The organism is Moorena sp. SIO4G3, from assembly GCF_010692305.1.
GTDB classification, from domain to species: domain Bacteria; phylum Cyanobacteriota; class Cyanobacteriia; order Cyanobacteriales; family Coleofasciculaceae; genus Moorena; species Moorena producens_A.
The window spans coordinates 1-25,537 of sequence record NZ_JAAHIG010000058.1; the positions used below are offsets into that span (position 1 = coordinate 1).

General features: G+C 42.2%; 28 protein-coding genes. 21 read left to right on the plus strand and 7 right to left on the minus strand.

All coding sequences use genetic code 11. The annotated features are described in order from the left end of the window. Positions 1-39 precede the first annotated feature (39 nt). The 8 genes from F6J99_RS13305 (at position 40) to F6J99_RS13340 (ending at position 5,693) form a co-directional block, all read left to right on the plus strand. Complete coding sequence (locus F6J99_RS13305; protein ID WP_293113333.1) at positions 40-165, plus strand: hypothetical protein; 126 nt, start codon at positions 40-42, stop codon at positions 163-165. 204 nt (positions 166-369) lie between these two features. Next, complete coding sequence (locus F6J99_RS13310) at positions 370-492, plus strand: hypothetical protein (RefSeq protein WP_293113334.1); 123 nt, start codon at positions 370-372, stop codon at positions 490-492. Between the two features lie 1,152 nt (positions 493-1,644). Beyond that, positions 1,645-2,367 carry a hypothetical protein gene (locus tag F6J99_RS13315; RefSeq protein ID WP_293113335.1) on the plus strand — a complete coding sequence of 241 codons (723 nt, stop codon included), beginning with the start codon at positions 1,645-1,647 and terminating at the stop codon, positions 2,365-2,367. A gap of 391 nt (positions 2,368-2,758) precedes the next feature. Beyond that, positions 2,759-3,616 carry a DUF1350 family protein gene (locus F6J99_RS13320; RefSeq protein ID WP_293113336.1) on the plus strand — a complete coding sequence of 286 codons (858 nt, stop codon included), beginning with the start codon at positions 2,759-2,761 and terminating at the stop codon, positions 3,614-3,616. Positions 3,617-3,961: 345 nt separating this feature from the next. Next, entirely contained in the window at positions 3,962-4,165 is a 204-nt protein-coding gene (locus tag F6J99_RS13325) for a hypothetical protein (RefSeq protein WP_293113337.1), read from the plus strand. After that, a complete protein-coding gene (locus F6J99_RS13330; RefSeq protein WP_070391198.1) occupies positions 4,158-4,667 on the plus strand; it encodes a GNAT family N-acetyltransferase in 510 nt (169 codons plus the stop codon). Before F6J99_RS13325 ends, F6J99_RS13330 begins: the two co-directional genes overlap by 8 nt. Before the next feature lie 45 nt (positions 4,668-4,712). Further along, positions 4,713-5,471 carry a HEAT repeat domain-containing protein gene (locus F6J99_RS13335; RefSeq protein ID WP_293113338.1) on the plus strand — a complete coding sequence of 253 codons (759 nt, stop codon included), beginning with the start codon at positions 4,713-4,715 and terminating at the stop codon, positions 5,469-5,471. 81 nt (positions 5,472-5,552) lie between these two features. Then, positions 5,553-5,693 (plus strand): hypothetical protein, encoded by a 141-nt coding sequence (locus tag F6J99_RS13340; RefSeq protein ID WP_293113339.1) that lies wholly within the window; start codon positions 5,553-5,555, stop codon positions 5,691-5,693. Positions 5,694-5,832: 139 nt separating this feature from the next. On the opposite strand, the gene nblB is transcribed toward F6J99_RS13340, so the two are convergent. Continuing rightward, positions 5,833-6,495, minus strand: a complete 663-nt coding sequence (gene nblB, locus F6J99_RS13345; protein ID WP_293113340.1) for a phycobilisome degradation protein NblB — start codon at positions 6,493-6,495, stop codon at positions 5,833-5,835. Positions 6,496-6,569: 74 nt separating this feature from the next. Continuing rightward, the gene (locus F6J99_RS13350; protein WP_070391195.1) at positions 6,570-7,037 is read right to left on the minus strand and encodes a CBS domain-containing protein; all 468 of its coding nucleotides are present in this window, start codon (positions 7,035-7,037) and stop codon (positions 6,570-6,572) included. 631 nt (positions 7,038-7,668) lie between these two features. Here F6J99_RS13350 and F6J99_RS13355 point away from each other — a divergent pair. The 6 genes from F6J99_RS13355 (at position 7,669) to F6J99_RS13380 (ending at position 16,236) form a co-directional block, all read left to right on the plus strand. Further along, on the plus strand, positions 7,669-8,709 hold the full coding sequence (locus F6J99_RS13355) for an effector-associated domain EAD1-containing protein (protein ID WP_293113341.1): 1,041 nt from the start codon (positions 7,669-7,671) through the stop codon (positions 8,707-8,709). Positions 8,710-8,730: 21 nt separating this feature from the next. Next, the gene (locus F6J99_RS13360) at positions 8,731-9,144 is read left to right on the plus strand and encodes a hypothetical protein (RefSeq protein ID WP_293113342.1); all 414 of its coding nucleotides are present in this window, start codon (positions 8,731-8,733) and stop codon (positions 9,142-9,144) included. A gap of 22 nt (positions 9,145-9,166) precedes the next feature. Further along, positions 9,167-10,024: a GUN4 domain-containing protein gene (locus F6J99_RS13365; protein ID WP_293113343.1), complete on the plus strand. Its 858-nt coding sequence runs from the start codon at positions 9,167-9,169 to the stop codon at positions 10,022-10,024. A gap of 69 nt (positions 10,025-10,093) precedes the next feature. Then, complete coding sequence (locus F6J99_RS13370) at positions 10,094-12,187, plus strand: HEAT repeat domain-containing protein (protein WP_293113344.1); 2,094 nt, start codon at positions 10,094-10,096, stop codon at positions 12,185-12,187. Between the two features lie 76 nt (positions 12,188-12,263). Next, on the plus strand, positions 12,264-13,082 hold the full coding sequence (locus F6J99_RS13375) for a hypothetical protein (protein WP_293113345.1): 819 nt from the start codon (positions 12,264-12,266) through the stop codon (positions 13,080-13,082). Between the two features lie 196 nt (positions 13,083-13,278). Beyond that, on the plus strand, positions 13,279-16,236 hold the full coding sequence (locus F6J99_RS13380; RefSeq protein ID WP_293113346.1) for an NACHT domain-containing protein: 2,958 nt from the start codon (positions 13,279-13,281) through the stop codon (positions 16,234-16,236). A 312-nt stretch (positions 16,237-16,548) separates the two neighbouring features. Here F6J99_RS13380 and F6J99_RS13385 read toward each other — a convergent pair whose 3' ends face one another. The 4 genes from F6J99_RS13385 to murG form a co-directional block, all read right to left on the minus strand. Continuing rightward, positions 16,549-16,809 carry a glutathione S-transferase C-terminal domain-containing protein gene (locus F6J99_RS13385; protein WP_293113347.1) on the minus strand — a complete coding sequence of 87 codons (261 nt, stop codon included), beginning with the start codon at positions 16,807-16,809 and terminating at the stop codon, positions 16,549-16,551. A 123-nt stretch (positions 16,810-16,932) separates the two neighbouring features. Continuing rightward, positions 16,933-17,274 carry a Tom37 metaxin N-terminal-like domain-containing protein gene (locus F6J99_RS13390; protein WP_293113348.1) on the minus strand — a complete coding sequence of 114 codons (342 nt, stop codon included), beginning with the start codon at positions 17,272-17,274 and terminating at the stop codon, positions 16,933-16,935. Between the two features lie 48 nt (positions 17,275-17,322). After that, positions 17,323-17,517, minus strand: coding sequence for a hypothetical protein (locus tag F6J99_RS13395; RefSeq protein ID WP_293113349.1), 195 nt, complete (start codon positions 17,515-17,517; stop codon positions 17,323-17,325). Positions 17,518-17,781: 264 nt separating this feature from the next. Next, positions 17,782-18,846, minus strand: coding sequence for an undecaprenyldiphospho-muramoylpentapeptide beta-N-acetylglucosaminyltransferase (gene murG, locus F6J99_RS13400; RefSeq protein ID WP_293113350.1), 1,065 nt, complete (start codon positions 18,844-18,846; stop codon positions 17,782-17,784). Positions 18,847-19,230: 384 nt separating this feature from the next. Here murG and F6J99_RS13405 point away from each other — a divergent pair, with 384 nt between their 5' ends. The 3 genes from F6J99_RS13405 (at position 19,231) to truB (ending at position 21,296) form a co-directional block, all read left to right on the plus strand. After that, a complete protein-coding gene (locus F6J99_RS13405) occupies positions 19,231-20,061 on the plus strand; it encodes a nuclear transport factor 2 family protein (protein WP_293113351.1) in 831 nt (276 codons plus the stop codon). Between the two features lie 72 nt (positions 20,062-20,133). Further along, positions 20,134-20,382 carry a hypothetical protein gene (locus F6J99_RS13410; protein ID WP_293113352.1) on the plus strand — a complete coding sequence of 83 codons (249 nt, stop codon included), beginning with the start codon at positions 20,134-20,136 and terminating at the stop codon, positions 20,380-20,382. Between the two features lie 5 nt (positions 20,383-20,387). Next, on the plus strand, positions 20,388-21,296 hold the full coding sequence (gene truB, locus F6J99_RS13415; RefSeq protein ID WP_293113353.1) for a tRNA pseudouridine(55) synthase TruB: 909 nt from the start codon (positions 20,388-20,390) through the stop codon (positions 21,294-21,296). Here truB and F6J99_RS13420 read toward each other — a convergent pair. Further along, positions 21,244-21,396, minus strand: a complete 153-nt coding sequence (locus F6J99_RS13420) for a hypothetical protein (protein WP_293113354.1) — start codon at positions 21,394-21,396, stop codon at positions 21,244-21,246. The genes truB and F6J99_RS13420 overlap by 53 nt on opposite strands. A gap of 200 nt (positions 21,397-21,596) precedes the next feature. Between F6J99_RS13420 and F6J99_RS13425 the strand changes: the two genes are divergently transcribed. From F6J99_RS13425 to F6J99_RS13440, 4 genes are all read left to right on the plus strand, one after another. Beyond that, a complete protein-coding gene (locus F6J99_RS13425) occupies positions 21,597-21,725 on the plus strand; it encodes a hypothetical protein (RefSeq protein ID WP_293113355.1) in 129 nt (42 codons plus the stop codon). A gap of 7 nt (positions 21,726-21,732) precedes the next feature. Further along, positions 21,733-22,974: a DNA (cytosine-5-)-methyltransferase gene (dcm, locus tag F6J99_RS13430; RefSeq protein ID WP_293113356.1), complete on the plus strand. Its 1,242-nt coding sequence runs from the start codon at positions 21,733-21,735 to the stop codon at positions 22,972-22,974. Positions 22,975-23,373: 399 nt separating this feature from the next. After that, positions 23,374-23,589, plus strand: coding sequence for a hypothetical protein (locus F6J99_RS13435; protein ID WP_293113357.1), 216 nt, complete (start codon positions 23,374-23,376; stop codon positions 23,587-23,589). A gap of 47 nt (positions 23,590-23,636) precedes the next feature. Beyond that, positions 23,637-24,098, plus strand: a complete 462-nt coding sequence (locus tag F6J99_RS13440) for a DUF1499 domain-containing protein (protein ID WP_365973269.1) — start codon at positions 23,637-23,639, stop codon at positions 24,096-24,098. The last annotated feature ends 1,439 nt before the right edge of the window (positions 24,099-25,537 follow it).

Sequence of the window (25,537 nt, forward strand, 5' to 3'; positions counted from 1 at the left end):
TCCATAAAGGCTCCACTCTTTAAGCGGTAACTTCTGACCGTGTCGTTAATAAAGCAAGCCTACGTATCCGTTCGCGCAGCGTCGGCGAAAGCCGATACCGTTGGGTGGAGTTGGCAAGAAGCCCACACTGTAATCTCTGATGAGCGTGTGGGAGTATGTCACTAAAAAGAGTTGCTGAAACATATAGGGAATAATCCCCCCAGCTCAAGGCTGGTGATCCTAACCTTTTCGCCCCTACTAATTTTACCCTAGTGACAGCTCCTATACTGATTCTATAGAATCACTGTAGGCAACAAGCGCCAATCCAGCTATTGCTTAGGAGGCGCTGGGCTTTAAGAACGGACTGCCCTCTCTTGATGCAAAGCGCGAGTGGGGGAAACCACGGCAGTCGCTCATGGGGGGAACCCCCAAGACCGCACTGCCTCCCCAAGACCGCGCTGCATCGCTGCCGCTCTGTTTTCTTGGTCTTTTTTTTTAAGACTGTTGTGCTGACAAACCAGCATTTAAGGCCGTAGGCCACGCTACGCGAACGGCTTTATTTATCAGTACATATTATTATAGCAATTCCATGCATACCCTGTGCAAAATTTATCCCACATCTCAAAACAAAGTGTGAGTGTGGGATGAATTTTGCCGGAAGCTAATTTTAGAGTATTTTATCTTAATTGACACAAGAAGAGACAGAAAAATCTTCAAGCTCCTAACCGTGACTGTAATCCGATGGTAACCATTCAGCCCCGTGAATCAGCTATCAGCTAGTTATGAAGGGTAACATAACTGAGATATTCCAAACCGGGTCACGAAAAAGTGCCCTATTTTAAAAAACGATTAGGGCTGACTCTGTTGATTAATCCAGCATTACCTGATTTTAGCTAAGACGTGAATGCTGAGGTCTGATTTGATTACAATATCTTGCGATTTATTAATTAACGTAAATTTATGGGAACTCCCACAAGCCAAAACCCCGCGTTTTTAAACCACCGGATGTAGGCTCGCTGCGACTTTAGTCGCCTAGACACAATTTTGCCAAAAAGGATTGACAATACCTCGCGTAGAGTATTATTTAGATATGGGTACAGGCTGAGAAACCGAGGCGCAACCGGGAGAGAAACCCGCCACTGCTTGACCTAAAAGAAGTAATGCCCGGAGGGCAGGGAAAATCCTCCTTAAAAACCCAAGCATCAACTAACAATTGGTGTGTGAACTCAGCAAAAACACTTTGAGAAAACAACGGTACGGCGGGGCACGCCGAAACCAGGTGAAACAGGGAAGCAACGAAATCTATAAGACACTTCTCAAAAAGTAACTAAACGCCTAAGGAGACTAGCCCGCTGGGTCTTTCGTGAACTGAACTAAAATCTTAGTCTTGACGGGATTTCGGTTTAGATATTGCCATTTGGACACGGAGGTTTAAGGCCGGTCGTAGATCTAGGAATCCCCGTCACAAAGCGAGCGGGGAGTGTCAACAATCCAGGAACTTGCAACAATGAATTTAAATCAATTAACTGGTAACTAAGGGTAATTGCTATTTGACGATCAATACTCTTACCCATAAGCGGGTCTTGCATAGGTTGGTCACGTTTTTCAACAGCCATAACACTTATCAAGACCAAGCTTAGATATTGTTTCAGTTTATGGAACATCATGACTAAAAGTTTGTTAAAAATTTATCCCCTTGGCCATCTCAGTCTTGCTTTGGTGGAATGGGTATTACTGGCATGGGCAATTCGCCTGTGGCGTCGCTCAACTAGTCTGGCCATGATTGTCCTGCCCATTGTGCTAGCAAGCATTAGCTATGACAATCTAGTTTTGGCCATGGGGAGCCTGATTGGTGAAGGAGATCTCCTGAAATCACTGAGTATGGTGCGCTTCCTCTTACACTTCTTAGTGGTGCCCCTATTTATTGTAATTGCTGTTGAACTAGCTCACCGGGCTGGAGCAGTTTGGGCTAATACAATTGTACGAGTGTTATCCTGGGTGCTTGCCCTAGGACTGGGTGGGTATGAAGTGGCGACCCACTTTGTTGGCCTAGAATTGGTTCCAGTCACCTTTGCTGGCACCTTGCGCTACACAGTGGCCGAAGTGAGTGGTCCACCAATTGTAACAATTTTGGTCAATTTGTTCGTGCTGCTGATTGGTATCGGCATCTGGGTAAGGCTGAAATGGCCATGGCTATTTGTAGGAACCTTGGTTGCCCTAATTGGCAACGCTGTACCAATCTCTCGAGTTGGTACCCTTGTCGGTAGCGCCTCTGAATTCGTCATGGCTCTGAGTTTGCTGTTAACTGAGCGCAGGACACAGTTTGTCCGTGCCCAACTCGGCTCAGGTGAAAAGACAACAGTCGATACCAGCCTGTCGGTGACATAAATTGCTATACATCCCCGATGTTGGGTTTAAGGTTTAAGGTTTAAGGTTGCGTTGAATTTTGAATGTTGAATGTTGAATGTTGAATGTTGGGTTGAATGTTGAATGTTGAATGTTGAATGTTGAAGGTTTAAGGTTGCGTTGAATTTTGAATGTTGAATGTTGAAGGGTTAATAACCTGAAAGCTGAAAGCTGAAAGCTGTAACCTTAAACCTTCAACCTGTAACCTTAAACCTTCAACCTGTAACCTTAAACCTTCAACCTGTAACCTTAAACCTTCAACCTGTAACCTTAAACCTTCAACCTGTAACCTTAAACCTTCAACCTGTAACTTTCAACCTGTAACTTTCAACCTGTAACCTGCAACTTACTTATCATTAAAGATATTACTGCCATGAATACCGAATTTAAATTTAGACCAATTCCCTTTGGTTGGGTTGCTATCCATCCCAAGCCGATAGGTGTTGTTCAGTTGATTGGTGGTGCATTTTTCGGAAGTTTTCCGACAATTTTTTACCGATATATCGCCAAGCGATTATTTGAATCAGGTTATACCGTTGTTGCCAGACCGTTTAGATTTACCTTCCGCCATTGGCCTGTAGCAATTGGTTTGATCAAAGAACAAAAACCCCTATTCAATGGAATTTTAGAAGAAGCCAAAAAATTGGGATATGAGTACAGTATCTATGAAGAAGACCCCTGTGCCAAATCGAGTAATTATTTTTGGTTAGGTCACAGCCTAGGAACAAAATATATCGCACTTTTAGAGCTTTTAAGTGATTTGGAGTTCAAAAAAAATCAGGGAATTCTGGAAAAATGTGTTGGGAAAGATCAAGAGAAGCAGATTGAATATAGCCTCAGAAATGCTGATATAAAAGATATTTCTTTGATCAATCAACCGTCTATATTAATGGCTCCTGTTATTAGTGGTACCCGTAGTGCGGTTCCTGTGCCATTCATAGCTGATTTAGTAGACAGACTTGGTTTCGGGGTATTACCCAAACCCAAACAAACCTATTGCTTGATTAAAAATAGCCGTTTATTTCAGCTTACTGCTTTGATTAGCTTTAGTAAGGATAAGATTGCTCAAGAAGCTGGCACAGTGCGTTGGCTACAGGATATAGGCAAGAAACTCTTCATTGATGAGAAACTTCCCGGTAAGCATTTGACTCCCCTCGGTTGGCTCCGGGGAAATGATCAACTTGCGGATACGGTTATTCAAGTTATCAAAAAACTAGCCGAGCGAGTCTAAGGGAACAGCGGATCTGGGAATAGGGAACAGGGAATAGGGAACAGGGGGAAGAGTATGGGAAGTGTGGGAAGTGTGGGAAGTGTGGGGAGATGGGGAGATGGGGAGATGGGGAGATGGGGAGATGAGGAAGGGGTAAACCTAAACCCTACAACCTAAACCCTACAACATAAACCCTACAACCTAAAACCTACAACCTAAAACCTACAACCTGCAACCTCCAACCTGCAACCTGTAACCTTCAACCAAATAACCTCCAACCAAATAACCTCCAACCCCTAAAAGCTGTGCCATTGTAGTAAGATGGAAAAAGTAAAGAATTGTTAAAATCAACGAACCATTAAATTCATGGCTATTTTTCGTCAGTACATTGCTCCCCTACTGGCACTACTAGGCTTCTTAATTGCCCTATTGGCAGTCAGTTCTCGGATCTTTTTACCGAACGATATGCTAGCCCCTGCACCGATTGAAGACGTTGACGCTGCCAGCATCCAAGCACCAGTATTCGCTCAGCTGGTTGTTAACCAACATTTTCCGAAAATTGGTGAGTAAGCCATTGTTAGCAGGCTACCAGCTACGCCTGGGAACGGGACGAGAACGGGCAATTTTGGTGAAGTTCATGGAGTTAACTTACCAAGAGCTTTTTCCGGAACAAAATGATTTTTCTCACCTGGCGAAGACTGTTAAACAGTACTTTTCCAGAGAAACCCCCCTGTGGTGGGTTACAGTAGCAGATGGGAAGGTTTCTAGGAAAGGCTCTATTATAACTCATCCCTTGCCGGTGGGTTGTCTGTGGATGGGCAATGGGGTTGATCAGGTAAATGGCGATCGCTATGGCTATATCTTTTTACTTTATGTCATGCCAGCACACCGCCGTCAAGGCATTGGTTCAGCACTGATGCAGCACGCTGAAGCTTGGGCAAGGGCAAGAGGCGATCGCCAACTTGGATTACAGGTGTTTCAATCGAATCAAGTCGCTTTGAACCTTTACCAGCGACTGGGTTTCCGCACCCAATCTCTGTGGATGGTTAAACCATTGCACAGAAAATACTAATTATCAAACTGGTAGAATCAGGCAAGATAAGGTAGGTTATCAGGCATGTATGAAGATGATGATCTGAGTTTATTGGATAATACGGCTTTACTAGAAAGCCCTTTAGATGACATAGAGCCGATTGAAGATGAGTTAGAAGCTTCCAAACCTGATCCAGAGGAAATGCTGGCTCTGTTAACGGCACCGGAAAGTCAGCAACGGATGCTAGCAGCTCGTGCCTTTTGTGAGTTGCAAGATGAGCGAGCAATTCCCCATCTGATTAACCTGTTAAATGATGTTTGTCCCTTGGTGCGGGTAAGTGCTGCCTATGGTCTAGGGCGCAATCCCAGTCCCACAGCAGTAAAGCCTTTGATTGACCAGCTAACCGTTGATTGGAACGGTTATGTCCGTAAAGGGGTTGTCTGGGCATTGGGGAACTGTCGCGATCGCCGTGCTTTAGCTTCTCTAATTGATTCCCTAAAAACCGATATTCCTGCAGTGCGTTTGTGGGCAGCTAGTGCTCTAGCGCAAATGGCGGAGTTAGATTATGAAGAAGTAATCGCATCAATTCCGCCCTTGATTACTGCTTTAAGGAAAGACCCAGTAGCAGCAGTGCGCAGTAATTGTGCTTGGTCTATCGGGCAGCTGTGTCGGGAATTGCCCTCCAATGCGGTTTACGCTGGTGCTATTGATGCTTTAATTGAAGCAATTGCTGATGATGAAGACCTAGGGGTAAAAGAAGACGCGAAAGCTGCCCTCTTGAAAGTGGGAGACCCCCGTGGACTTCAGATGATTGAAATGATTGAGATGGAAGGGTTTTTGTAAGTTGGCATGTTATAGCCCCTGGGCGCGGGAAGTCTGGGGAGATGGGGAGATAGGGAGATAGGGAGATGGGGAGATGGGGAGATGGGGAGATGGGGAGATTTTACAAGGGTAGGTTTTGAGTACGTACTTTCATTAGCTAGAAACTCCTCAATATATGTATTAAAATATGTATCAAAATACACAATCATTTCCGGGGTAATTCTGCCCATTTCCCGCTTCTGACGACTCCCTCGGTGCGCTTTCCGTAGGCGAATTAAATTCGCCACGGGTCGCACCGCTCCCGACTCCCGACCCAAATGTAAAAAACCTACCCCTGTGAGCCCCTCTCCCCACAGTCTTCTTCCTATTCCCTGTTCAAGCCTTATGCTTGTAGCCCCTCTTGCGCTACACTAGCTACCTGCTCAACACTGTCATTCGCTAATGTTTCTAGGACTGCCCTAGCTTCTTCTCCTCCCAGATGAACCAGTGCCTGTACTAACCGATAACGAATTTGCCAGTCGGAATTAGTGGCAAAGGGAATCAACAGAGGCACAGCCCGGGGGTCTCCCAATTCTCCTAAGGAACTAATGGCGGCGGTTTGGATTAAACTGGTATCGGATTTGAGAGCATCTTCTAAAAGTTGAAATGAACGGGGTTCACCTAGTTCCCCTAAGGCAGCAATAATACTAAATTTAACGATCCACTCAGTGGTTTGGTTATAGATTTGCTCTAAATCATCATAGGCTTCGGTGAGCTTCAAGGCACTCAAGGAATCCGCTGCTGCTGCCTGAACATCAGGTTCTGGATCATTGAAAAGGCGATCGCGTAATAGGGTCAAAGATAGGGTTAAATCCTGATTACCCAAGGTATGGAGCTGGCTTACTGCCCCATATCGAATCCGAACATTGTTATCTTTAACCAAGGGTTGAATTAGCTCAAACGCCACCGATGGTTCCAGCTGGCGTAGTTGGTTTAATCCACTAATGCGCTGGCCAAAATCCTGTGAATTCAGCAGCTCTTGGACAGATTCACGAGTAACGGTCATGGGTAATTGCTCAATATCTAGCCAAAACTCAACTTACCATGTTACTTGTTCACAGTGAACACTCAACAGTTCCCTTAATTCGCTAATTCAGCTGCCATCGCCCGGACAATATCCCCAGAGGTCAGAATTCCAATCACTTGCTCTGCCTCATCTGTTACTGGTAAATGGTGGATTGATTTTTCCTGCATCAACTTAGCTGCTTTCCGTAAGGGTTGATCGGGTTTGATGCTCATGGGATGACCAGTCATTACTTCTCCAGCGGTTTGTCCGAGAGCCTTATGGAGTTCTTGGTCATAACGGGCAGGATTTTCTAAGTAAATCACGCTGTCGAGAAACATGATATAGACTGGCGGTTCTACTCCTGTCTCCTGCCACAGCAAGTCAGCTTCTGAAATCACTCCTACCAATTTGCCTGCTTCGTTAACCACTGGCAAGCCACTGATGCTTTGTTCAGCAATAATTTTGATGACTTCCTTGATCGGTGTTTGGGGCTGCACCACGATCGGCTCGCGGGTCATGACTTCAGCAACGGTTTTGGCCATGGGTGTTTAAGGGTTTTGAATGGTTTAGCAGGTGATAACTCTATTCTCCCACTGCCCTAGTCTAGAAGGTGACACAAGTCTGAAAACTTTATGGTTGATTAAGCTTTGACCGTAAGCTTTGCCCAGTTACCGTTAGCTTTTTCTTCAATTGTCTTACCCCTATCCCTACTCCCTATTCCCTACTCCCATTAACCCAGGAGGAGGTAGCTCACCAATGTTTGCGATCGCTATCACTACACTAGGGTTTTACACTATAGTTTACAAATGAGATGTAAAACTAGGATGGATAAAGCAAAGGAACAGGAAACCGCTTACAAGTAACAGTAGGAAAGAGCTCCGAATAGTTTTTAATACTCCGATAAATCAGCAATATTGTTCATGACCTATTTGTAAATGCTAAATATCTGCCGCTATCTGATTTGGGGGTGTTGAGCTGGTATAATTTACTCTGAATACTGCTCTTAGAGTTCCCCGCCAAGGGAGTGATTATCTACGCTTCGGGAATGCCTCCGGCCAAGATTAAGCCACGATTATCCTCACTAACCTTATATTTTCTCTGCTGAGATTGTTATTAGAAAACTAAAATTGTTACATTATTATGTGGTAGATAATATAGCTATCACTTTAATTAATGATAGATTTAACTGGTTCTCAACGCAAGAAATTACGCCAAGCCATTATCAGTGCTTATCCCACCAAAGATGACTTGGCGATAATGGTTGATGATGAGTTAGAAGAAAACTTAAATGCTATAGCTGGAGGAGGGAACCTTACTCAGGTTGTTTTTAGATTGATTCAATGGGCTGAGTCAAGAGGTCAATTAGAATCCTTAATTATCGCAGCCTATGGGACTAATCCAGGTAATCCAGAATTAAAAGAGTTTTATCAAACCATTTTTCAGCAGAGGTTTAGGATTCATCTCCCCCCAGTAAATACTATCAGAGATATTGGCCCTGCTATTGAGTGGCTTGGAGCAGAGGAAGAGTTACAACTCCAAGGTTTCTGGCAACCGGAACCAGATTTTTGGGATGTTGGCTACCTGAAACGAGCGATAGCAAAAGCAAGCTCTGTGTGTCGGATTGAAATTAACCCACAGGGAATTGAAGGGACTGGTGTTTTGATTGCCAACAGGCTAGTTTTGACTAATTACCATGTTCTGAATCCTGATGAAAACGCGGATATGCACATCAATGCTCTCAATGCTGTCTTGCGTTTTGGCTGTTTTAGCTCTGATTTGGGAAATGAAACTAAGGGACAGGTCGTTAAATTAGACAGACAGCAACCGATTTTACATTCCAGTCCTACTAACAAACTAGATTACGTTTTGCTACAAGTGGCAGCAACTAGTCCTCTATCCAAGGATACTCAACCTGCTCGTTGGAAGCCTAATCATCTTCCTGTTAAAGGGATGGGAATTAATCTTTTTCAGCATCCCGAAGGTGCATCAATGAAACTCTCTATCAGTCGTGATGGGATAACCGGAGTTTATCCCGAGAGGGGACTAGTTCAATATGTCAACAAAACTGCCTTGGGGTCTAGTGGTGCCCCATGTTTTGATGAAGATGGTACCCTAGTCGCTTTGCATCACGCTCAGCGAGCTAGAAGTTTTGGTACTATCCGGGAAGGCATTTTATTTAGTTGCATCTATCAGGAAATTAAATCCTACCTCTAGTAAGGAGAACTAATACTTGACATGGGTCGTCGAATTATTACCACCCAATTTGAAGCTAAGAGCAGTGCAAAGATTGATGGCTATTTTGATCGGCTGCTCAAATATATTCCCTCGGAAATTGTTGGGGCTTGGATAGCTATCAAAGGAGTGCTAACAAGTGCCGACGACGTTCCGATTAATCTATTATTATGGGTGTTATTTATAGTCTTTGTAGTTCTAACTGCTGTTTGGATATTAAAGTTAACATCAGAGTCCAATAAGCCACCAGCCGTTACCCAAATAGTAGTTTCCACTGGCGCATTTATAGTTTGGGTATTTGCTCTGGGAGAGCCATTTTCATCCTTGGCGTTTTACCGTCCAGTCTATGGTTCCCTATTGCTTATTCTCTATAATATAATCATACCGTTGTTTAATCCTTCTCAATTAAATTCTTGAGTAATTGGAAATTATAGTATGAATGTATGAGTTATCTGGTCCTGAACGCCGGGAAATACGAAAAGCTTTAATGAGCGCTTTTAGAAATAAAGATGATTTGGAAGTATTACTGGATGAATCTGATTTTAATGATGATTACTTAGGGATAATTCAAAGTCAAAAAAAATATAAAACTATTGTTTATTACTTAATTAATGAAGCCATTAGCAGAGGTGAATTAAATCAACTAATTCAAAATGCCTATAATGATAATCCTGGAAATAAAAAATTACAAATTATTTATCGAAGATATGTTCAGGATTATACAAGTGAACGAAAAAATGGTATTACTCCCCCTAATTATGAAGAAAAACCTATAGAGCCACCAGACCCACCTGACCAATTACCTCAACAACCAAACCAAGAAAAATATCAAAAATTAAAGAATCTTCTGGACAAAAAAAAATGGGTAGAAGCCAATGAAGAAACGTTGACTATTATGAATCAAGTTTATGGTAGAACTACAACAGACTCTTGGCATGAAAGAGATATTCAAGAATTTCCCTGTGATATCCTCTGTCAAATCGATAAACTCTGGCGAGACCACAGCAATCACTGTTTTGGTTTTACTATCCAGACAATGATTTGGGAAAGAAAATGCACTAATTTAGCTCATCCTGAAGAAGCATTTGGTTACTATGTAGGCTGGTATGAGCACGATATAAAAACATGGCTATCCTGTTCAGACCCAGCTTTCAGAGGAAAAGTCATGGATCAAGAAAAATATAAAGGAATTCTGCCAACACTGATTTTAACTAATACCAATCTGGAAGTTAATGCTAGTCTTATCCCCCATCTTGTCGAAAGACTTCAATTCTGTGACTGTGATTCATTTAATTAAATCAGGAGGATTTACAATACTTGACGTTCGGCATAGTTAATACTGTTTATAACCTTGAGGAGTTTCCTAATGAATAAAATCTTTCTAGGACGAGATAAACAACAGCAACGTTTCCGAAATGTTTTAAACTCCTTGGTTGCTCCAGCCTCCACTTCCGAAGAAAAACCAAAAATTTTTCTACTTCATGGTTTTGGTGGCATGGGTAAAACGACCTTGTTGCAACGACTGTACAACATCAGTCGAGAGGGAGAGTTTCAAAATTGCTTCAATACTTTATGTTTAGATTGGGAGAAAGAACGAGAACACTATATTGGTCTTCAAGTAGACCATGATGCTATTCAGCCAGTTACTATACTGGAGGCTATGTATCATAAATTCCTTCAGCAGGAAGAATGGAAAGGCTACTTTGAAGAGTACAGTTACAATCAGAGTCTCTTGAAAACAGCTATAGAAAAAATTAAACAAGCGGAGGAAGAACAGGAAAGAACTAACCAAGCAGTGCTATCTGACTTGACAACAAAGGAATCGGAAGTTTACAAAAATTCAGACAAAAGGTTAGCTAAGGCTTTGGGAGCAGGGATTGCGGAAATAGCTGCTAAAAAGCCATTTATAATTTTTTTTGACACTTACGAACTGGTTGATCGAATCGAGTGTGATTCTGTTTTGCGCAAGGTGATGAAACATGGTGGCAGTCAGGTTGTGTGGGTAATTGCTGGACGGTCAAATTTAGCAAATAATATCTGCAGAAACGAAGCAGCCAAAGAAGCCCTAACTGCAGCCTTGGCAGATAACGATCCCGATATTGTGGCATTAGCTATCAAGGCTTTAAGGCCTTTAGATGCCCTGGAAGTACCGCAACTTATTCGTTTCCTCAATTTGGATCAATCAAAAGATCGATACGTGCGTGAAGCGGCTGCTCGTGAGCTAGGTTATATGGCTAACGAGCAGATTATAGCAAAGGTCTTAGAGGCAGTTGAACCTTTAATTGAGGCAATGCGTAATGACTACATGAAGCAAGTTCGTGAGGCCGCTAGTCAGGCAGGAGCTACTATCTATTCTGCAACGGAGTATTCAGATTATAAAGAAGTAAATTTAGATAAAACTGTTCGTAAAAAACTTCAATATGCTCTGATACTAGCAGGAAAAAAAATATCTGAACAAGAAGAAGAATTAGAAGAAACGGAGCCCAGAATACTAATTAACAATTTAAACAGTTCCAATGATATTAATGAACGAGAGCGTATTATTAATAAACTAGGGAAATTACAAGCTTCAGAAGCTGTGAGACCACTGGTTGACTTGCTCCAAGACACCAATCAAGAACCTGATATCCGAGCAACAACAGCAGCAGCCCTTGGGGAGATCGGAACAGCCACTGCCAATCATAATCAGGCAATTCAGGCTCTAGTTAAGGCTTTGGGGGATAATGATAGTTTTGTACGTCTACAAGCAGCACAAGCTTTGGGGAAATTAATTCCTCCCGTAGGAATAGATGTCTTATACCAAGCTATTAGACAAGATAAATTCAGTAATGTGCGTAAGACAGCCAAAGAGGCACTAATAAATTATATTAGAGATTCTAATCAGTCAACTAGTGAAGATAGAAGAAAAGCATTTAATTACTTAAAGCTAGTTTATCCAAATGATGCGGAAACACTGTTACAACAATCTATTCCTGATGCCCATGTTTTAAGGGAATATAATCCAGAGCAACAGGTCAATTTTGAGAATATGTCTGTAAGTGATCTTATTGATCAACTAAATAATAACAATACTCAAATAAACCCAGATGAATGTGTAGCGATCGCTAAGGCTCTAGGGAAACATGGAGATAGCGATGCCTTAGAGCCACTTATTAACAAACTAAAAGATTTAGAAGAGGGAGATTGGGTGGCACGGGTGTCTGTAATCAAAGCATTAGGTAATTTAAAAATTTCAATGGAGGAATTAGAACAAACCCAATTGGTACAAAAAATTCTGGTGGATAGGTGGCGTAATGATGCTATATCTGATGTTAGAGATGCTGTCAAGGAAGCTCTCAAGTATATATATCTAAAAACCGGTGGCTACAAACCTGCAGCACAAGCTTTGGAGCGATACTCGGACGATCCATTCTTCCTGGAACGTTTAAAAGCTAAGATATCTTCAAGAAAGAATAACTAACGTAAAATTAAGCACAAAAAGTTATTTAACTATTATCTATACTAGAGTAAACTTATGTAATGAACTAATACCCAAGATGGAGTATCCAATTAGAGCCAGAGAAGGTAATCCCTACACAACTCTAGAGTCGAAACAGGTAAGTATATCAGAAATAATCAATAAGCTATCTAATCCAGAAACACAAGTTGATGCCTTGCAAGCGCTTGGCATTAGATTTAATAATACAATCTTAGACATCAAGTTTATTGAAACTGGTAATGCCTACGCCGATCCGGATGGAGATAGAACTAAAACAGAGGATGTATCAACAAAAAGCGTTGACGTAGAATTAATCCTTGATAACCAGCCACGGCAACCTCTTACTATAGAAAGTTATCTCGAAGCCTTCATAGAAGATGGTGTTAATTTTTTCGGTTCTGTTACGTTCAAAACTCCTAATGGAGAAACTAGAAAAATACCGATGATTGGCAGAGGAACAGCGGCACTTGATGGCAGAGCAAATGATGCACACGCCGGATTTTGTGTTGGTGGTGCTTGTGCCTCTTTCCAAGAACGTACTGCTATAGTTCTAGCGGTCGCTGCTGCTGCTGGTGCTAAGGATAAGCAAATAGACTTGATTGGAGAAAAACTAGGGTATATTAATGATAAATATCACGGGCGCAGAGATATACTGACTTATTCCTTAGAATGTGCCAAGAGGTCACAGATGCCAAGTTATACAGAGTACATGAAAGCCCGTTATCCAGAAGGTGAACGTTCTCCATTACTTCAAAGTATGATTAATACAGGGAAACCTAATCAGGCTTATTACCAAAAGGCACTCCAGAAAATGACTCCTGAAGAACTGGCAGAGGATCGAGAGGCAGCAAAAGCTAGTTATAAATCCTACTCTTAGCTCTTGCTTTAGGCATTTTCGAGGAACTAAGTCCCAACTCTATTTTATCTTACCCTTTCAGAGATTATATTGATGGAATTTTAGTTACCCAGAATAACCCCAAATCATAGTAGTTGGGTTTTAAACAACAGGGTGGTATCTATAGTTTCGCTATACAATGGCACAAAATAACCCTTATTTTAAAATAACCAAAACTATGGTATCTAAAGATATAGTCAGCAAATATTTGCAAGAGTTAAAAGATTATCTTAAACAAAATTTAAGCAACAAATTTTTAAAAATATCTCCCTTGAAGCGTACTTATGAAGATAATTCCACGGCTATAGGTATAGGTAAGGAAGTAATCTCCCGTAAAGAAGAAATTACTGATTTAGATGAGAGTTTCCATGAATACAATAGTCGATTATTACTACTTGGTGAGCCAGGGGGTGGTAAAACTATATCATTGATTAAATTTGCTATCAAAAAGGTAGAAGAACGAATTGATAATCAAAGTTCATTGTTGCCAATTTTTGCAGAAATTTACACCTGGACTGAAATTTATAATGATCGAAAAGAAATCAGTAAAGAGAGTATTATTTACTGGTTAGCCAAGCAAACAAAATTAGAAGGGGATTATCTCGAAAAAAAAATTCAAGATCATCAAGTATTCTTACTACTAGACGGATTAGATGAACTTCCCTTCAATGTATCTCAAAAAGCACAAGATCCAAATGCCTCTCGTGAAGACTATCGTGCTCAATTTATTGAGAGTTTAAACTCTGTTGATGGTTTTCAGCAAGTTCCAATGGTGATTAGCTGTCGCCGTAGAGATTATGAAGATATAACGGCTAATCATGATAAAAATCCACTCAAGTTAAATCGTGCAGTAGTCCTCAATCGTTTAAGTGAAAAACAAATTAAAGAGTATGTCACGTCTAACTCTATTTTTAGAGATAATCAACAAGGGGCAAAACTCTGGAATCTACTGGATAAGAGTCCAGATTTACTCAAGATGGTTCGCACACCATTTCTTTTATATACGTTAATTTCGATCTACCAAAATCAAGAGAGCGACGGCGAAGTCAAACCGTTTTCCAGAGTTAGCACTCACGAACAGTTATTTGACCGATTTATCGAACAAGGATTTAGTAGAGAAAAGGATAAAAAAGAAAACAGAACTCAACAAAACCTACCATGCTCTTCGGCAGAGGAACTCAAGGAAAAGCTAGGGGAAATTGCGGTAGTGATGATGAGTGATTCCGAACCCGATAATACTAAAATAGAAGAGCAAATTTTTGCTAAAGTTATCCCTCTGGAACAGATACATGCTTTTACTGGCTTAGCTAGAACTATCCAATTATTATTTGAGACTTCTGAAAAACAGGTTTATTGTTTTCGACATCTACTACTCCGGGATTACTTTGCTTTTCGTTATGCTAATAAATTTTTACAAAAGGGAGAGCTTCAAGATGACAAGTCCAGCAGCTCAATCAGCAAAATTGAAGTAGTGAAAGCTCTTGGTAAGCTAGATAACCAACGCGCTGTTGACTTACTAACAGGAGTATTAAATAATAACGAAGAAGATAAAGATGTTCGCTACGAGGCAGCTAATTCTTTAGGTCAATTTACGTCTGGAGTATATTTTCGAGGTTATCGAGAGACCTTTGGCGATGAAAATGTGATTAGCTATTCCCTAAGTGAATTCTCTTCAGATCAGACCAAGGAATATTTTCAGGAATTTGTTCCAGAGCGAAGTATTACATTAAAGGATGTCAATAAAATTGATAGAATCAGCCGTGGTATTCCCTTAGTGGTTAATCTAGCCGCAACGATGTGGCGTGAAGGAATTCCCGTCAATGATATTGTTTCTGAACAGGGATATTCTCACGCTGAAATTGTGGCAACAGCTTGCAGACGCTTTCTGACTCACTTTAGTAAATTTAAAGATACCGAAGAAGATTTGCGAGCAGTTTATCTCCTCGCCATGATGCGTCGCTTTGATTCTGAATTTTTGCAGAGCATGCTGAATACTCCCGACTTACAGAGTCGAGGACAAGAGCTATACAAACGCTATTCTTTTGTTTCTCCTGAATTAAGGTTAGATGGTCAACATCAAGTCTTCTTCAAGAAATTTTTGCTGGAACAACAGCGCAATGATTCACTGGTCAAGGAAATCAGTAGTAAAGCCCGAATTTATCTGGAACAGCGCTTTAACGAATACAACGTTAACCAAGCAAGGGATATCCGCTTAACCGATAGTTTAACCACTAGTGCTGAACAGTGGATTAATAATTCCGAAAATCGAGAGATAATTAGTGATTGGATTTATTATTGGTTCTTGAAAAGTGAAGAAGAAGGTTGGAACTATCTTATCCCCTATCTAGTGAAAGGATGGTTTTATAATCTGGAGTGGGCACGTAGTCTTTTGGACATTCCAGTTCAGTTTACCTCTACAAGAGAAAGCAGCTATTTGTTAAGGCTTTTCAGATGGGGTCTGACTTCTGGAACAGAAGATCAGTCTCTGCTACTAGAGGAATTAGAAAAACGAACTAATCAGAGATTAGAAGATAAAGAATTCATAGCGATTGTGCTACTCAAACGGGGTGATTTACTCTTTGAACAGGGAAACTATAAAGAGGCTCAGTACAAATACCAGGAATTAAAAAACTACATACCCGATCAAGGGATAACCTTGACACAGAAGTTATTATTCTCAGAGCAAAGAGTAGAAGCTTATCTTAAAAACCAGGATAATCTCCAAAATAACATACGGGAACTTATCCAAAAAATGGATGATAGATTGACACGAGAAGCAGGTTTGTATTTAGAAAATCAACAGCCAACATCAATCACAGAGAATTTGCCGAAAAAGTTAGAAGAGCAAGAAAATTCTATCTCAGAAACTAGTCATGATTTACCACAACAGGATTCAGACACAACCTATTCCCCACTTTCAGATGCACTTCCGGAAAACAACTTAGATTCAATCCCGATCAAAGCAGTATTTTTAGGGTTTAGTGGAGGGGTTTTATCGGGGGTGTTGATTAGTGGTAATGGAAACGTTTTCTTGTGGGTACTTATGGGGTTTTTATTAGGGATTATCATTGGTAATGACCAAATCCGTGACGCTTTTAAGGGGCTATATGACCAGATTATAGCCCTTTTCAAATAGGTGAGGTGCGGGAGCAGGTCAATAATCGCTTCATCAAATTGTTATTGATGGTGGGTAGTAAATTGAAAATGCGATCACTATGTAAGTATTCAGCCGTCAGCCGTCAGCTTATTTTATTAAAAAGCACCTCAAGTAGCACCATCTGTAGCGCATAAAATCTTGGCCTAGCCTGACCTACGGCCAATAGCTGAACGCGCACGCGTGCGGGTAGCGCTTAAGCTGATAGCTGAATGCTTACATCGCTATTGTGATTACTTGATTGATTACTTGACATCTAAGGCAATTACCACATCTCCTAGAAAATTTTCTGGATTAAGAAGGCAAATAATCTGGAAAAAACTCCTGTTTCATCCGTTCACAATATTGACAGAGATTTTCGAATTGAGATACGCGATCAATAATCATACTGTTGAAAGGAGGTAAAATCATGTTTGCAATATAACCATAAGCCGTTGCATCTAAGGTTGTCGGTTTATCCCCCATAAAAAATGCTTTCTCTGCTAAATAATCAGACAGGGCTTTAAAATCAGCATTAATAATTTGACAAATTCCCCTCTCAGAGTGACGACCCATTCCCTGTTGATAAATCTGATTAGAAATGGTTTTTTTTACCTGTTGTAAAAACTGTTCCGATTCTGATGTCGAGCTCCCAGCACAGTAGAAATTACTTAATATTTGTTTGTAGACTTGCCAGTTTTATTCAATGTTATAACGAATATAAAGCTCTCCCCAATAAGTATTTTCTTTCAGCATCCGCCGAAAAGCTAAGGATATTGCTTTCTCTGTTGATGTCAAATCGCGGTCAGGATCTATGCCCTCTTTTTCCTTAATCACCTCGATAATTAGGGTAGAGTCGCCGATCAGTTTTCCTTCATAGTCTATAAACGGAATTTTGCCTTTGGGAGCTTTAGCAAAGTCCTTAGGAATCTCGATATCGTAAGCAATATTAGCTATACGCAGCCAAGTTTCTAATTTCATACAGGGTGGACTAATACTCGGTAATCCCCATGAAGGTGGTGCCTTATACAAAGTAATCATTACAGTCAATAGGATTCGATATTACGCTTACAGCGGTTTGGACTTCAGTTAGGTACAAAATTCTCGGTTTTTAGGGAGCAGGGAGCAGGGAGCAGGGAGCAGGGAGCAGGGAGCAGGGAGCAGGGAGCAGGGAGCAGGGAGCAGGGAGCAGGGAGCAGGGAAGAGAGAAGAGGTAATAGGAGAAACAATGTGTACCTGATAGTTAGGCAAACCGCCGTAACCAATAACTATTATAATAGCCAAACGAGAAGAAATTATGAAATAACTCTAGTCATTACCAAATCACAAACTCGAAGCTAGTCTACAGTAAATTTTTGAGTTTTTTGCAATTATTTTATTTATATTACTCGGCTTTAGCAATGTTTATTTTTTCATAAAACCTCATAAATTTTTATTATATAAAATTAAGTAAAGTAATTTTTAACCTAATGAGATACACCTAATTTTTATCTTTCCTCTTCTCTGCTCCCTACTCCCTACTCCCTGCTCCCTTTCCCATTTAATCTTTTATTTTTCAACTAACTCACGAACTAGAGAGGCTAAACGCTTTCCACTATCCCTAATCGCAAGACTAGCTGCTTTTTGTTTCATCTGTTCTAACCTAGTTGGTGACTTGAGTAAAGCCAGCACTTCCTGTTCTAAAATTTCGTGAGTCAACTGGTCTTGACGAAATACTAAAGCAGCACCAGAATCCTTAAAGCTAGCTGCATTGAAAGCTTGATGGTCTTCTGCTGCATAAGGGTAGGGAATCAGAATGGCTGGTGTTTCACTTATAGCTAGCTCCGTTAAGGTTCCGGCACCAGCACGGCTAATGGCTAAGTTTGCCCGTTGCAGTAATGGTGCCATCTGGTCATAAAAGGGCATAGACAGGTACTGAGGATGGCTCAGGGTGTTCGCCTCTGGGTCTTTTTCTCCGGTTAAATGAACAATCCAAGCACCAGCGTCAAACCAGACAGGAGCACATTGGCGCACTAGTTTATTCACTGCCACTGCTCCTTGGGAACCCCCAACCACCACAATCAAGGGTACCTCTGGTGGAATCGGGAGTTCCAGTGCCTGACTCTGTTGAAAACTATCCCGCACTGGTGTACCAACGGTTACTGTTTTAATCCGAGGTAAGTACTTGGAGGCGGCTTCAAACCCTAGGGCTACAGTATTGCAAAAGGGACTCAGCCAGCGGGTGACTTTTCCGGGAATAGCGTTAGATTCATGTATAATAGTAGGTAGACCCTGCAACCGTGCTGCCATAATTGCAGGTCCAGCGATGTAACCCCCAGTGGTGAAGACACCATCAAATTTACCCTCTCTCAGCAGTTGCCGCACTTGCCAAATTGAGCTGACTAGGCGGGTAACGATGCGTAGAGTACCTAGACCGAAGCGTTGTTGAAAGCCTTCTACGGCAATGGTGTGCAGGGGGTAGCCTGGTGGTAGCAAATCATTTTCAATGCGGTCAGGAACACCTAGCCACTCGATAGTGTAATTGGGTAAGTGTTGGGCTACTGCGAGGGCGGGAAATATATGTCCCCCCGTACCACTGGCGGCAATCAGCAATCGAATGGGTGACTTAGACACGGCTATTGGTCTCCTTGATCAATTGGGTGAGGGACTTTTGAGTTGGGTTTTAGGGAGTAGGGAGTAGGGAGTAGGGAGTAGGGAGTAGGGAGTAGGGAGTAGGGAGTAGGGAACAAATCCTTTCTACCTCATTACATCAATCGGGAATCGGGAATCGGGAATCGGGAATCGGGAACAAATCCTTCCTAAAACCCTAGCAGATGAAAATGTTGAGATCAGGACTGTCTGGACTAGACATAGGTTATCAAACTAGATTTGGTATGATTGGTGCAAGGGATTACCCTTTCTCCAATCACCAATTATCAATTACTAATTACTAGTTACTAGTTACCAGAATTACCAGTTACCAGTTACCAGTTACCAGTTACCAGTTAACGATTACCAATGACCAATCCAGCAACCTTACTGCAACGACTATCCCAGTCTTTTACTACTAAAGTCAAGTCTATTTCTTTGGACTGGTCAGTATTTGTACTATTAACGGCAGGGTTGACCCTCGCAGCTCCTCTGAAAGCTGAAGCAGATAGCCCGGAAACTGCACCGCCTCAGCTTAAAGATACCCTCAGCCAAATTGATCGCTTCGCTAATAGCAAGGATGTTGAAGGGTTGCTGGGATTCTATAGCGCTAATTTTGCTAACTCCGATGGCTTAAGTCGGGAGTTGATGGCAGAAGCCTTGACTCAATTGTGGCAGCGCTACCCTGTGTTAAATTACCGCACGGAACTGACGGATTGGCAGCAAGAGGGCAGCGCAATTGTGGCAGAAACAGTGACTTATATTACTAGTGACCAGCCACAGGATGCTACGAAGACAAAATTTGAATCGACTTTGCGATCGCGTCAGCGCTTTGAAAACCAAAAAATTGTCTCTTCAACCATTTTGGCAGAGCGTTCCCAAATCACATCAGGAGCCAATCCTCCCAAGGTAACGGTGAAGTTACCAGAACAAGTCCGTATTGGTCAGCGATTTAATTTTGATGCTATTGTCCAGGAACCCCTCGGAGATGATTTGCTGCTGGGAGTAGCTATAGAAGAATCCGTCAGGTCAAAGCGCTATACTAATCCCACTGAGATTGAGCTGGAATCTTTGGCTGCCGGGGGAATTTTTAAGGTTGGCCGAGCCCCACTCTTACCAGAAGACCGCTGGATTTCAGCTATATTAATTCGGGGGGATGGGATGATTATGATTACTCGACGGTTACATGTGGTTGAGTGATTAGGTTTGAAGGGAGTAGGGAGTAGGGAGTAGGGAGTAGGGAAGTGTGGGAAGTGTGGGAGGTGTGGGGAGATGGGGAGATGGGGAGATAGGGAGATGGGGAGATGGGGAGATGGGGAGATGGGGAGATGGGTAAAATTAGACCTATCTATGTTTTACGAGAATGAAACAGCCCTGCTCCCAACTCGCTATTGCATCAACAGAGAATCAAATCTTATTACTGTTCCCTGTTCCCGATTCCCAGATCCGCTGTTCCCGATTCCCGATTCCCGATTCCCGATTCCCGATTCCCGATTCCCTACCTTTACAGATAAATTTTAAACTTGGTGCAAGGATTTCTAAACTTAAACAAACCAGCAGGTTGGACATCCCACGATTGCGTTGCTAAAGTGCGGCGTCTGCTACGGCTGAAGCGAGTAGGCCATGGAGGGACCCTTGACCCAGCTGCTACGGGGGTTTTACCGATAGCTCTGGGTAAGGCAACCCGACTGTTGCAGTATATGCAGCAGGATAAAGCTTACAAGGCTACGGTGAGACTGGGAGTGAGGACAACTACTGATGATTTGGAAGGAGAAGTGATCGCTACTCAGTCTGCAGCTGGGTTGACTCTGGAGTTGGTCAAGGGCTTCTTGAAACAGTTTGAGGGCACCATTCAGCAAGTGCCACCAATGTATAGCGCTATTCATATCAAAGGTAAACGGCTGTATGATTTAGCCAGAGCTGGTGAAGTGGTAGAGGTACCAGAACGAACTGTAGAGGTTGAGAAGATCGAGGTTTTAGAGTGGCGTGGGGGAGAATTTCCGGAAATTGATTTAGCGATCGCATGTGGCCCTGGCACCTATATTCGCTCCATAGCCCGGGATTTAGGAGATGCCCTCGAAACCGGTGGTGTGCTGGCCGCTCTGACTCGTACTCGCAGCAGTGGCTTTGATTTAGTCGATAGTCTGACATTAGAAGAATTGACCCAACAGCTGGAACAAAGCCTATTCCAGCCAGTGTCCCCTAGTGTAGCTTTGGGGCACTTAGCCTCTGTAACCTTGTCCCCTGATCAAGCCCGTCGCTGGTGTTTGGGACAGCGTATCTCTTGGGATGATACTCTTGTTGAACTCTCGACCCTTGAAACCTCCACAAGTCCTATGCAAGTTTACCACGAAGATGGCAGTTTTTTGGGTATTGGTAAAGTTATTTCCTCAACCTCTGGGGTATTGCTGGCTCCCCAAATGGTTTTTGTTTGATGCTATAGCAGAGGGAATAGGGAGTAGGGAGTAGGGAGTAGGGAGCAGGGAGTAGGGAGTAGGGAGTAGGGAGTAGGGAGCAGGAAACAAAAATTCTCACAATTGATTTATGATACCTATAGTTTATTGACTTGAACAGGACTTATATAAGCTGAGTTAGACATAACCAACTATCCTCCGATTGAGTAGCTTCGAGTCAGTAATTATTAGTTATAATTTAGGTTGTAATCAACAAAAATTAAAGTATTTTTTAACCCAAAAACTAACTAAAAATCATTATTTATAGCAATCCTAAATCAATTGAGAGAATGTTTGTTCCCTGTTCCCTACTCCCTGCTCCCTGCTCCCTGTTCCCTGTTCCCTATTCCCTACTCCCGATTCCCGATTCCCGATTCCCTACTCCCTACTCCCTACTCCCTACTCCCTTAAAATCAAAATGGCAAACACTAAATCTGGCACTGTTCAAGACCTAGTCACGGTTCAAGAAGCTGCTGAAATCTTAGGTGTTTCCTCCGATACCATACGTCGGTGGGAAAAGAAAAAGCTGCTCAGGGCAAAGCGGTCTGAACGTAACTACCGCTTTTTTGATATTGAAGAATTAAAACGAATCCAACGTAAGTATCAAGGGCTAGCTACTGGGGTTGAGTTTCGTGTTCTCAAGAGCAAACCCACTAGCTTCAGAGTAATTGAGTTATTTGCTGGGTGTGGAGGCATGGCACTGGGTTTTGAGAATGCTGGCTTAAGCACCAAGCTGTTGGTGGAGATTGATAAAGACTGCGTAAACACTCTGAAGCTGAATAGACCTTCCTGGAAAATCATACTTGAGGATATAGCCAATGTTGATTTTACCAAATACAAAGACAATGTAGAGATTGTGGCTGGTGGAGTGCCCTGCCAAGCTTTCAGCTATGCTGGTCTAGGTAAGGGTTTTGACGATACTAGAGGGACGCTCTTTTTTGAGTTTGCACGGTGTGTAAAAGAAGTACAGCCGAAAATAGCACTGGTTGAAAACGTTAGAGGTCTGATCCACCATGACCAAGGCAGAACCTTATCCACCATGGTGCGAACCTTAGAGGATTTAGGCTACAACCCTACCTATAAGTTGCTCAGAGCGCAGTTTCTAGATGTCGCCCAAAAGCGGGAGAGGGTAATTATCATTGCGGTTAGAAAAGACTTAGACCTAAACGCAATATTTCCTAAGGAAAAGGACTACACTCTTTCTTTGAGGGAGGTGCTCAACGATTGCCCTAAATCAATAGGAGCACAATATCCTACCCGCAAGAAAGAAATTATGGAATTAATACCACCAGGAGGTTATTGGCGGAACTTACCAATAGAGCTTCAAAAAGAGTATATGAAAAAGAGTTTCTATCTCGGTGGCGGCAAAACCGGTATGGCTAGGCGGCTTTCTTGGGAAGAACCTTCCCTTACTCTCACCTGTAACCCAGCTCAAAAACAGACCGAGCGGTGTCATCCTCAAGAAACACGACCGTTGACAGTTAGGGAATATGCACGTATTCAGAGTTTCCCTGATGATTGGGAATTTACCGGTTCTCTATCATCAAAGTACAGACAAATCGGCAATGCCGTCCCTGTTAATTTAGCTTACCACATTGGACGATGTCTGATTGCGATGTTGCAAGGGGAATTTGACCCAGAAACGATGCACAAGTGTTGAACTTCCGTTGGGTGCATCTCTTTTGTAAATGTTCGTAGGGTGCGTTAGGGACGGGAAAGCCCTGATCTTCTTGGTAGCCAGTGTTAGGACAATCCGTCCCGTAACGCACCACCCAAACGGCAAAAATGAGATGCTTTTGTAAATGTTCGTAGGGTGCGTTAGGGACGGGAAAGCCCTGATCTTCTTGGTAGCCAGTGTTAGGACAATCCGTCCCGTAACGCACCACCCAAACGGCAAAAATGAGATGCTAACCCCAATTTTTTGATAATTAGTCAACCAAATATGATATTAATAATACAGACACACTAATACACTATAGTGTTTGTATTTGAGATGTAAACCTGTATGGTCTTGTTTTATTGTCCAATAAAACTCCAGATCTCTTTCCGATATTGCCTATTGCCTATTGCCTATTGCCTTTTGCCTGGGTGCATCTCATTTTTGCTATTTGACCCAGTGGTGCGTTACGGGGTGGGCTATTTCAACGGTGGCGAAGAGGCGGAAAATCAAGGCCAGCCCACCCCTAACGCACCCTACGCAAAATTTACTATTGGTAGCATGCCTATTGCCTTTTTCAGCAATTGTGTTTACAACCCAGATACAAACGCTTTATGACTGTACAAACCCAAAAACTATCACCGTTGAGACTAATACTAATAGTATTGATATCGTTAGTATTAGTCGCTATTTTTGCCATAGGAGCTACCTTTGCCCTTTCAGGAGAATCGTTGATGAAATTTCCAGGAAAACAACCCACCAATATTGGGATTCAGTCCTCAGGGCAATTAGCACCTTGCCCAAATACACCTAACTGTGTCAGCAGCTATAGCCAAGATGCCGAGCATGGTATTGAGCCTTTAGCTTACAACTCTACCGCTACCGAAGCAATGGCTAAGCTTAAAATTGTGATTGAAAACCTAGAACGAACACAAATTCTTGAAGAGAAAGACAACTATCTCTACGCACAATTCACTACCCCTTTAATGGGATTTGTGGATGATGTAGAATTTTTGTTGGATGACAGTGCTAAGGTAATCCATGTTCGCTCTGCCTCCCGTTTAGGAAAATCCGATTTGGGAGTTAATCGGAAACGGGTGGAAATAATTCGAGCGGAATTGAGCTGATTTGTAAGTATTCAGCCGTCAGCTGTCAGCCGTCAGCCGTCAGCTTCAAATAAAATTGAAAGTCTGGGGAAAAGCTATTGGCCTACGGCCAATAGCAGGGCAAACGCATCTAAATTGCCAAACCCTTATTCAGTAAGGATTTCATCAATTGGGAGCAGGTCAGTCGATTCCATACCAAATGACACTGACACGACTTCTTGTAATCGGCTCAGCCAAATTTATTGTATAATCGAATCCTATTGGGTCGCAATCTAATGCTATATAAGAGTCAATTCCTAGCCGTAGACCGCTTCCTGGACTTCCGCCACTAATGCAGTATCCTGACATGTTCCTGAAGTTCAACATCTCTTCGAAGGAGCCTTCGTTTGTGATTTTTGCGTAAATTCGTTTCTTTCCGAAGGTTTCAATAGTGCATGATTCCCTTAAATAGTTTAATTCTGTTTCCTGTCCTTCATCGCAGTATTGTTCTGCATCAATTGATTGCGCCCATGCTCCTTCTGGGTTGACCAAGTTTAGGAGCATAAATGTGCACGCTAGGACACCGATCAGAATTATCCGGCTAATCGATGACAAGAGTTTTTTCCTCATTTTCACTTTTTTACCTATTTTTGCTTTGGTTGTGTCCGATTGCTATCGGCTTTCTTTCTCGAAGAATAAAAATCCTGACAGTAATTTTCATTCCTCTTACCTTAAAGGCGTTTGGGAGCATGTCACTTATGCAGAACATTTGTACTAAATCTCTAGCTCCCTAATGGGTTTAAGCTTGCTCTGATGGTACATAGTTCATTTGTTCTGCAACTAATATAAGACAAGCTCCCCATCAATTGATTTAAAACAGGACTCGATCGCTGAAATCATCACCCCGTCTGTCTTTCATAAATAAGATGCGTTTGCCTTGGCCATAACTAAACTCCTTCGAGTTCCTAATTGTTAGTTAGAACAATATAATAGTAGCACGGTTAGATATCTCTTATCCTCATAAAACTCATAGAAAAACTCATATAAGTAGTCAGGGTCAATGGGGAGCAGGTCAAACTTACAGAACAAATGAACTACTTGACAAAATGACAAAAATCCTGTTGATTACGTCAAGTTACCTAAAAATTTTTAATAATTAACTCTCAAATGACACCTGACAAGAAAAAAAGGGGGTTGCGTCAGTCTTCTTTTGAATAGGAGTAGAGTGGGCATCCTGCCCGCCCGAAAACATCCGGTGCCCTTGACCCATTAAGAATTAAATTCGCTCAAGGTGCGCGCCTCCTATCGGCAAAGCCGACGGGGGGCGCGAACGGGCGCGCACCGTCAGGAACGGGCAAGATGCCCATTCCACCTCACTCTTAAAATCATTCCATTATTCAGCAACGCCAAAAAATTAGATGGGTTTACCCTGACTACTTATATGAGTTTTTCTATGAGTTTTATGAGGATCTGTTCCCTGT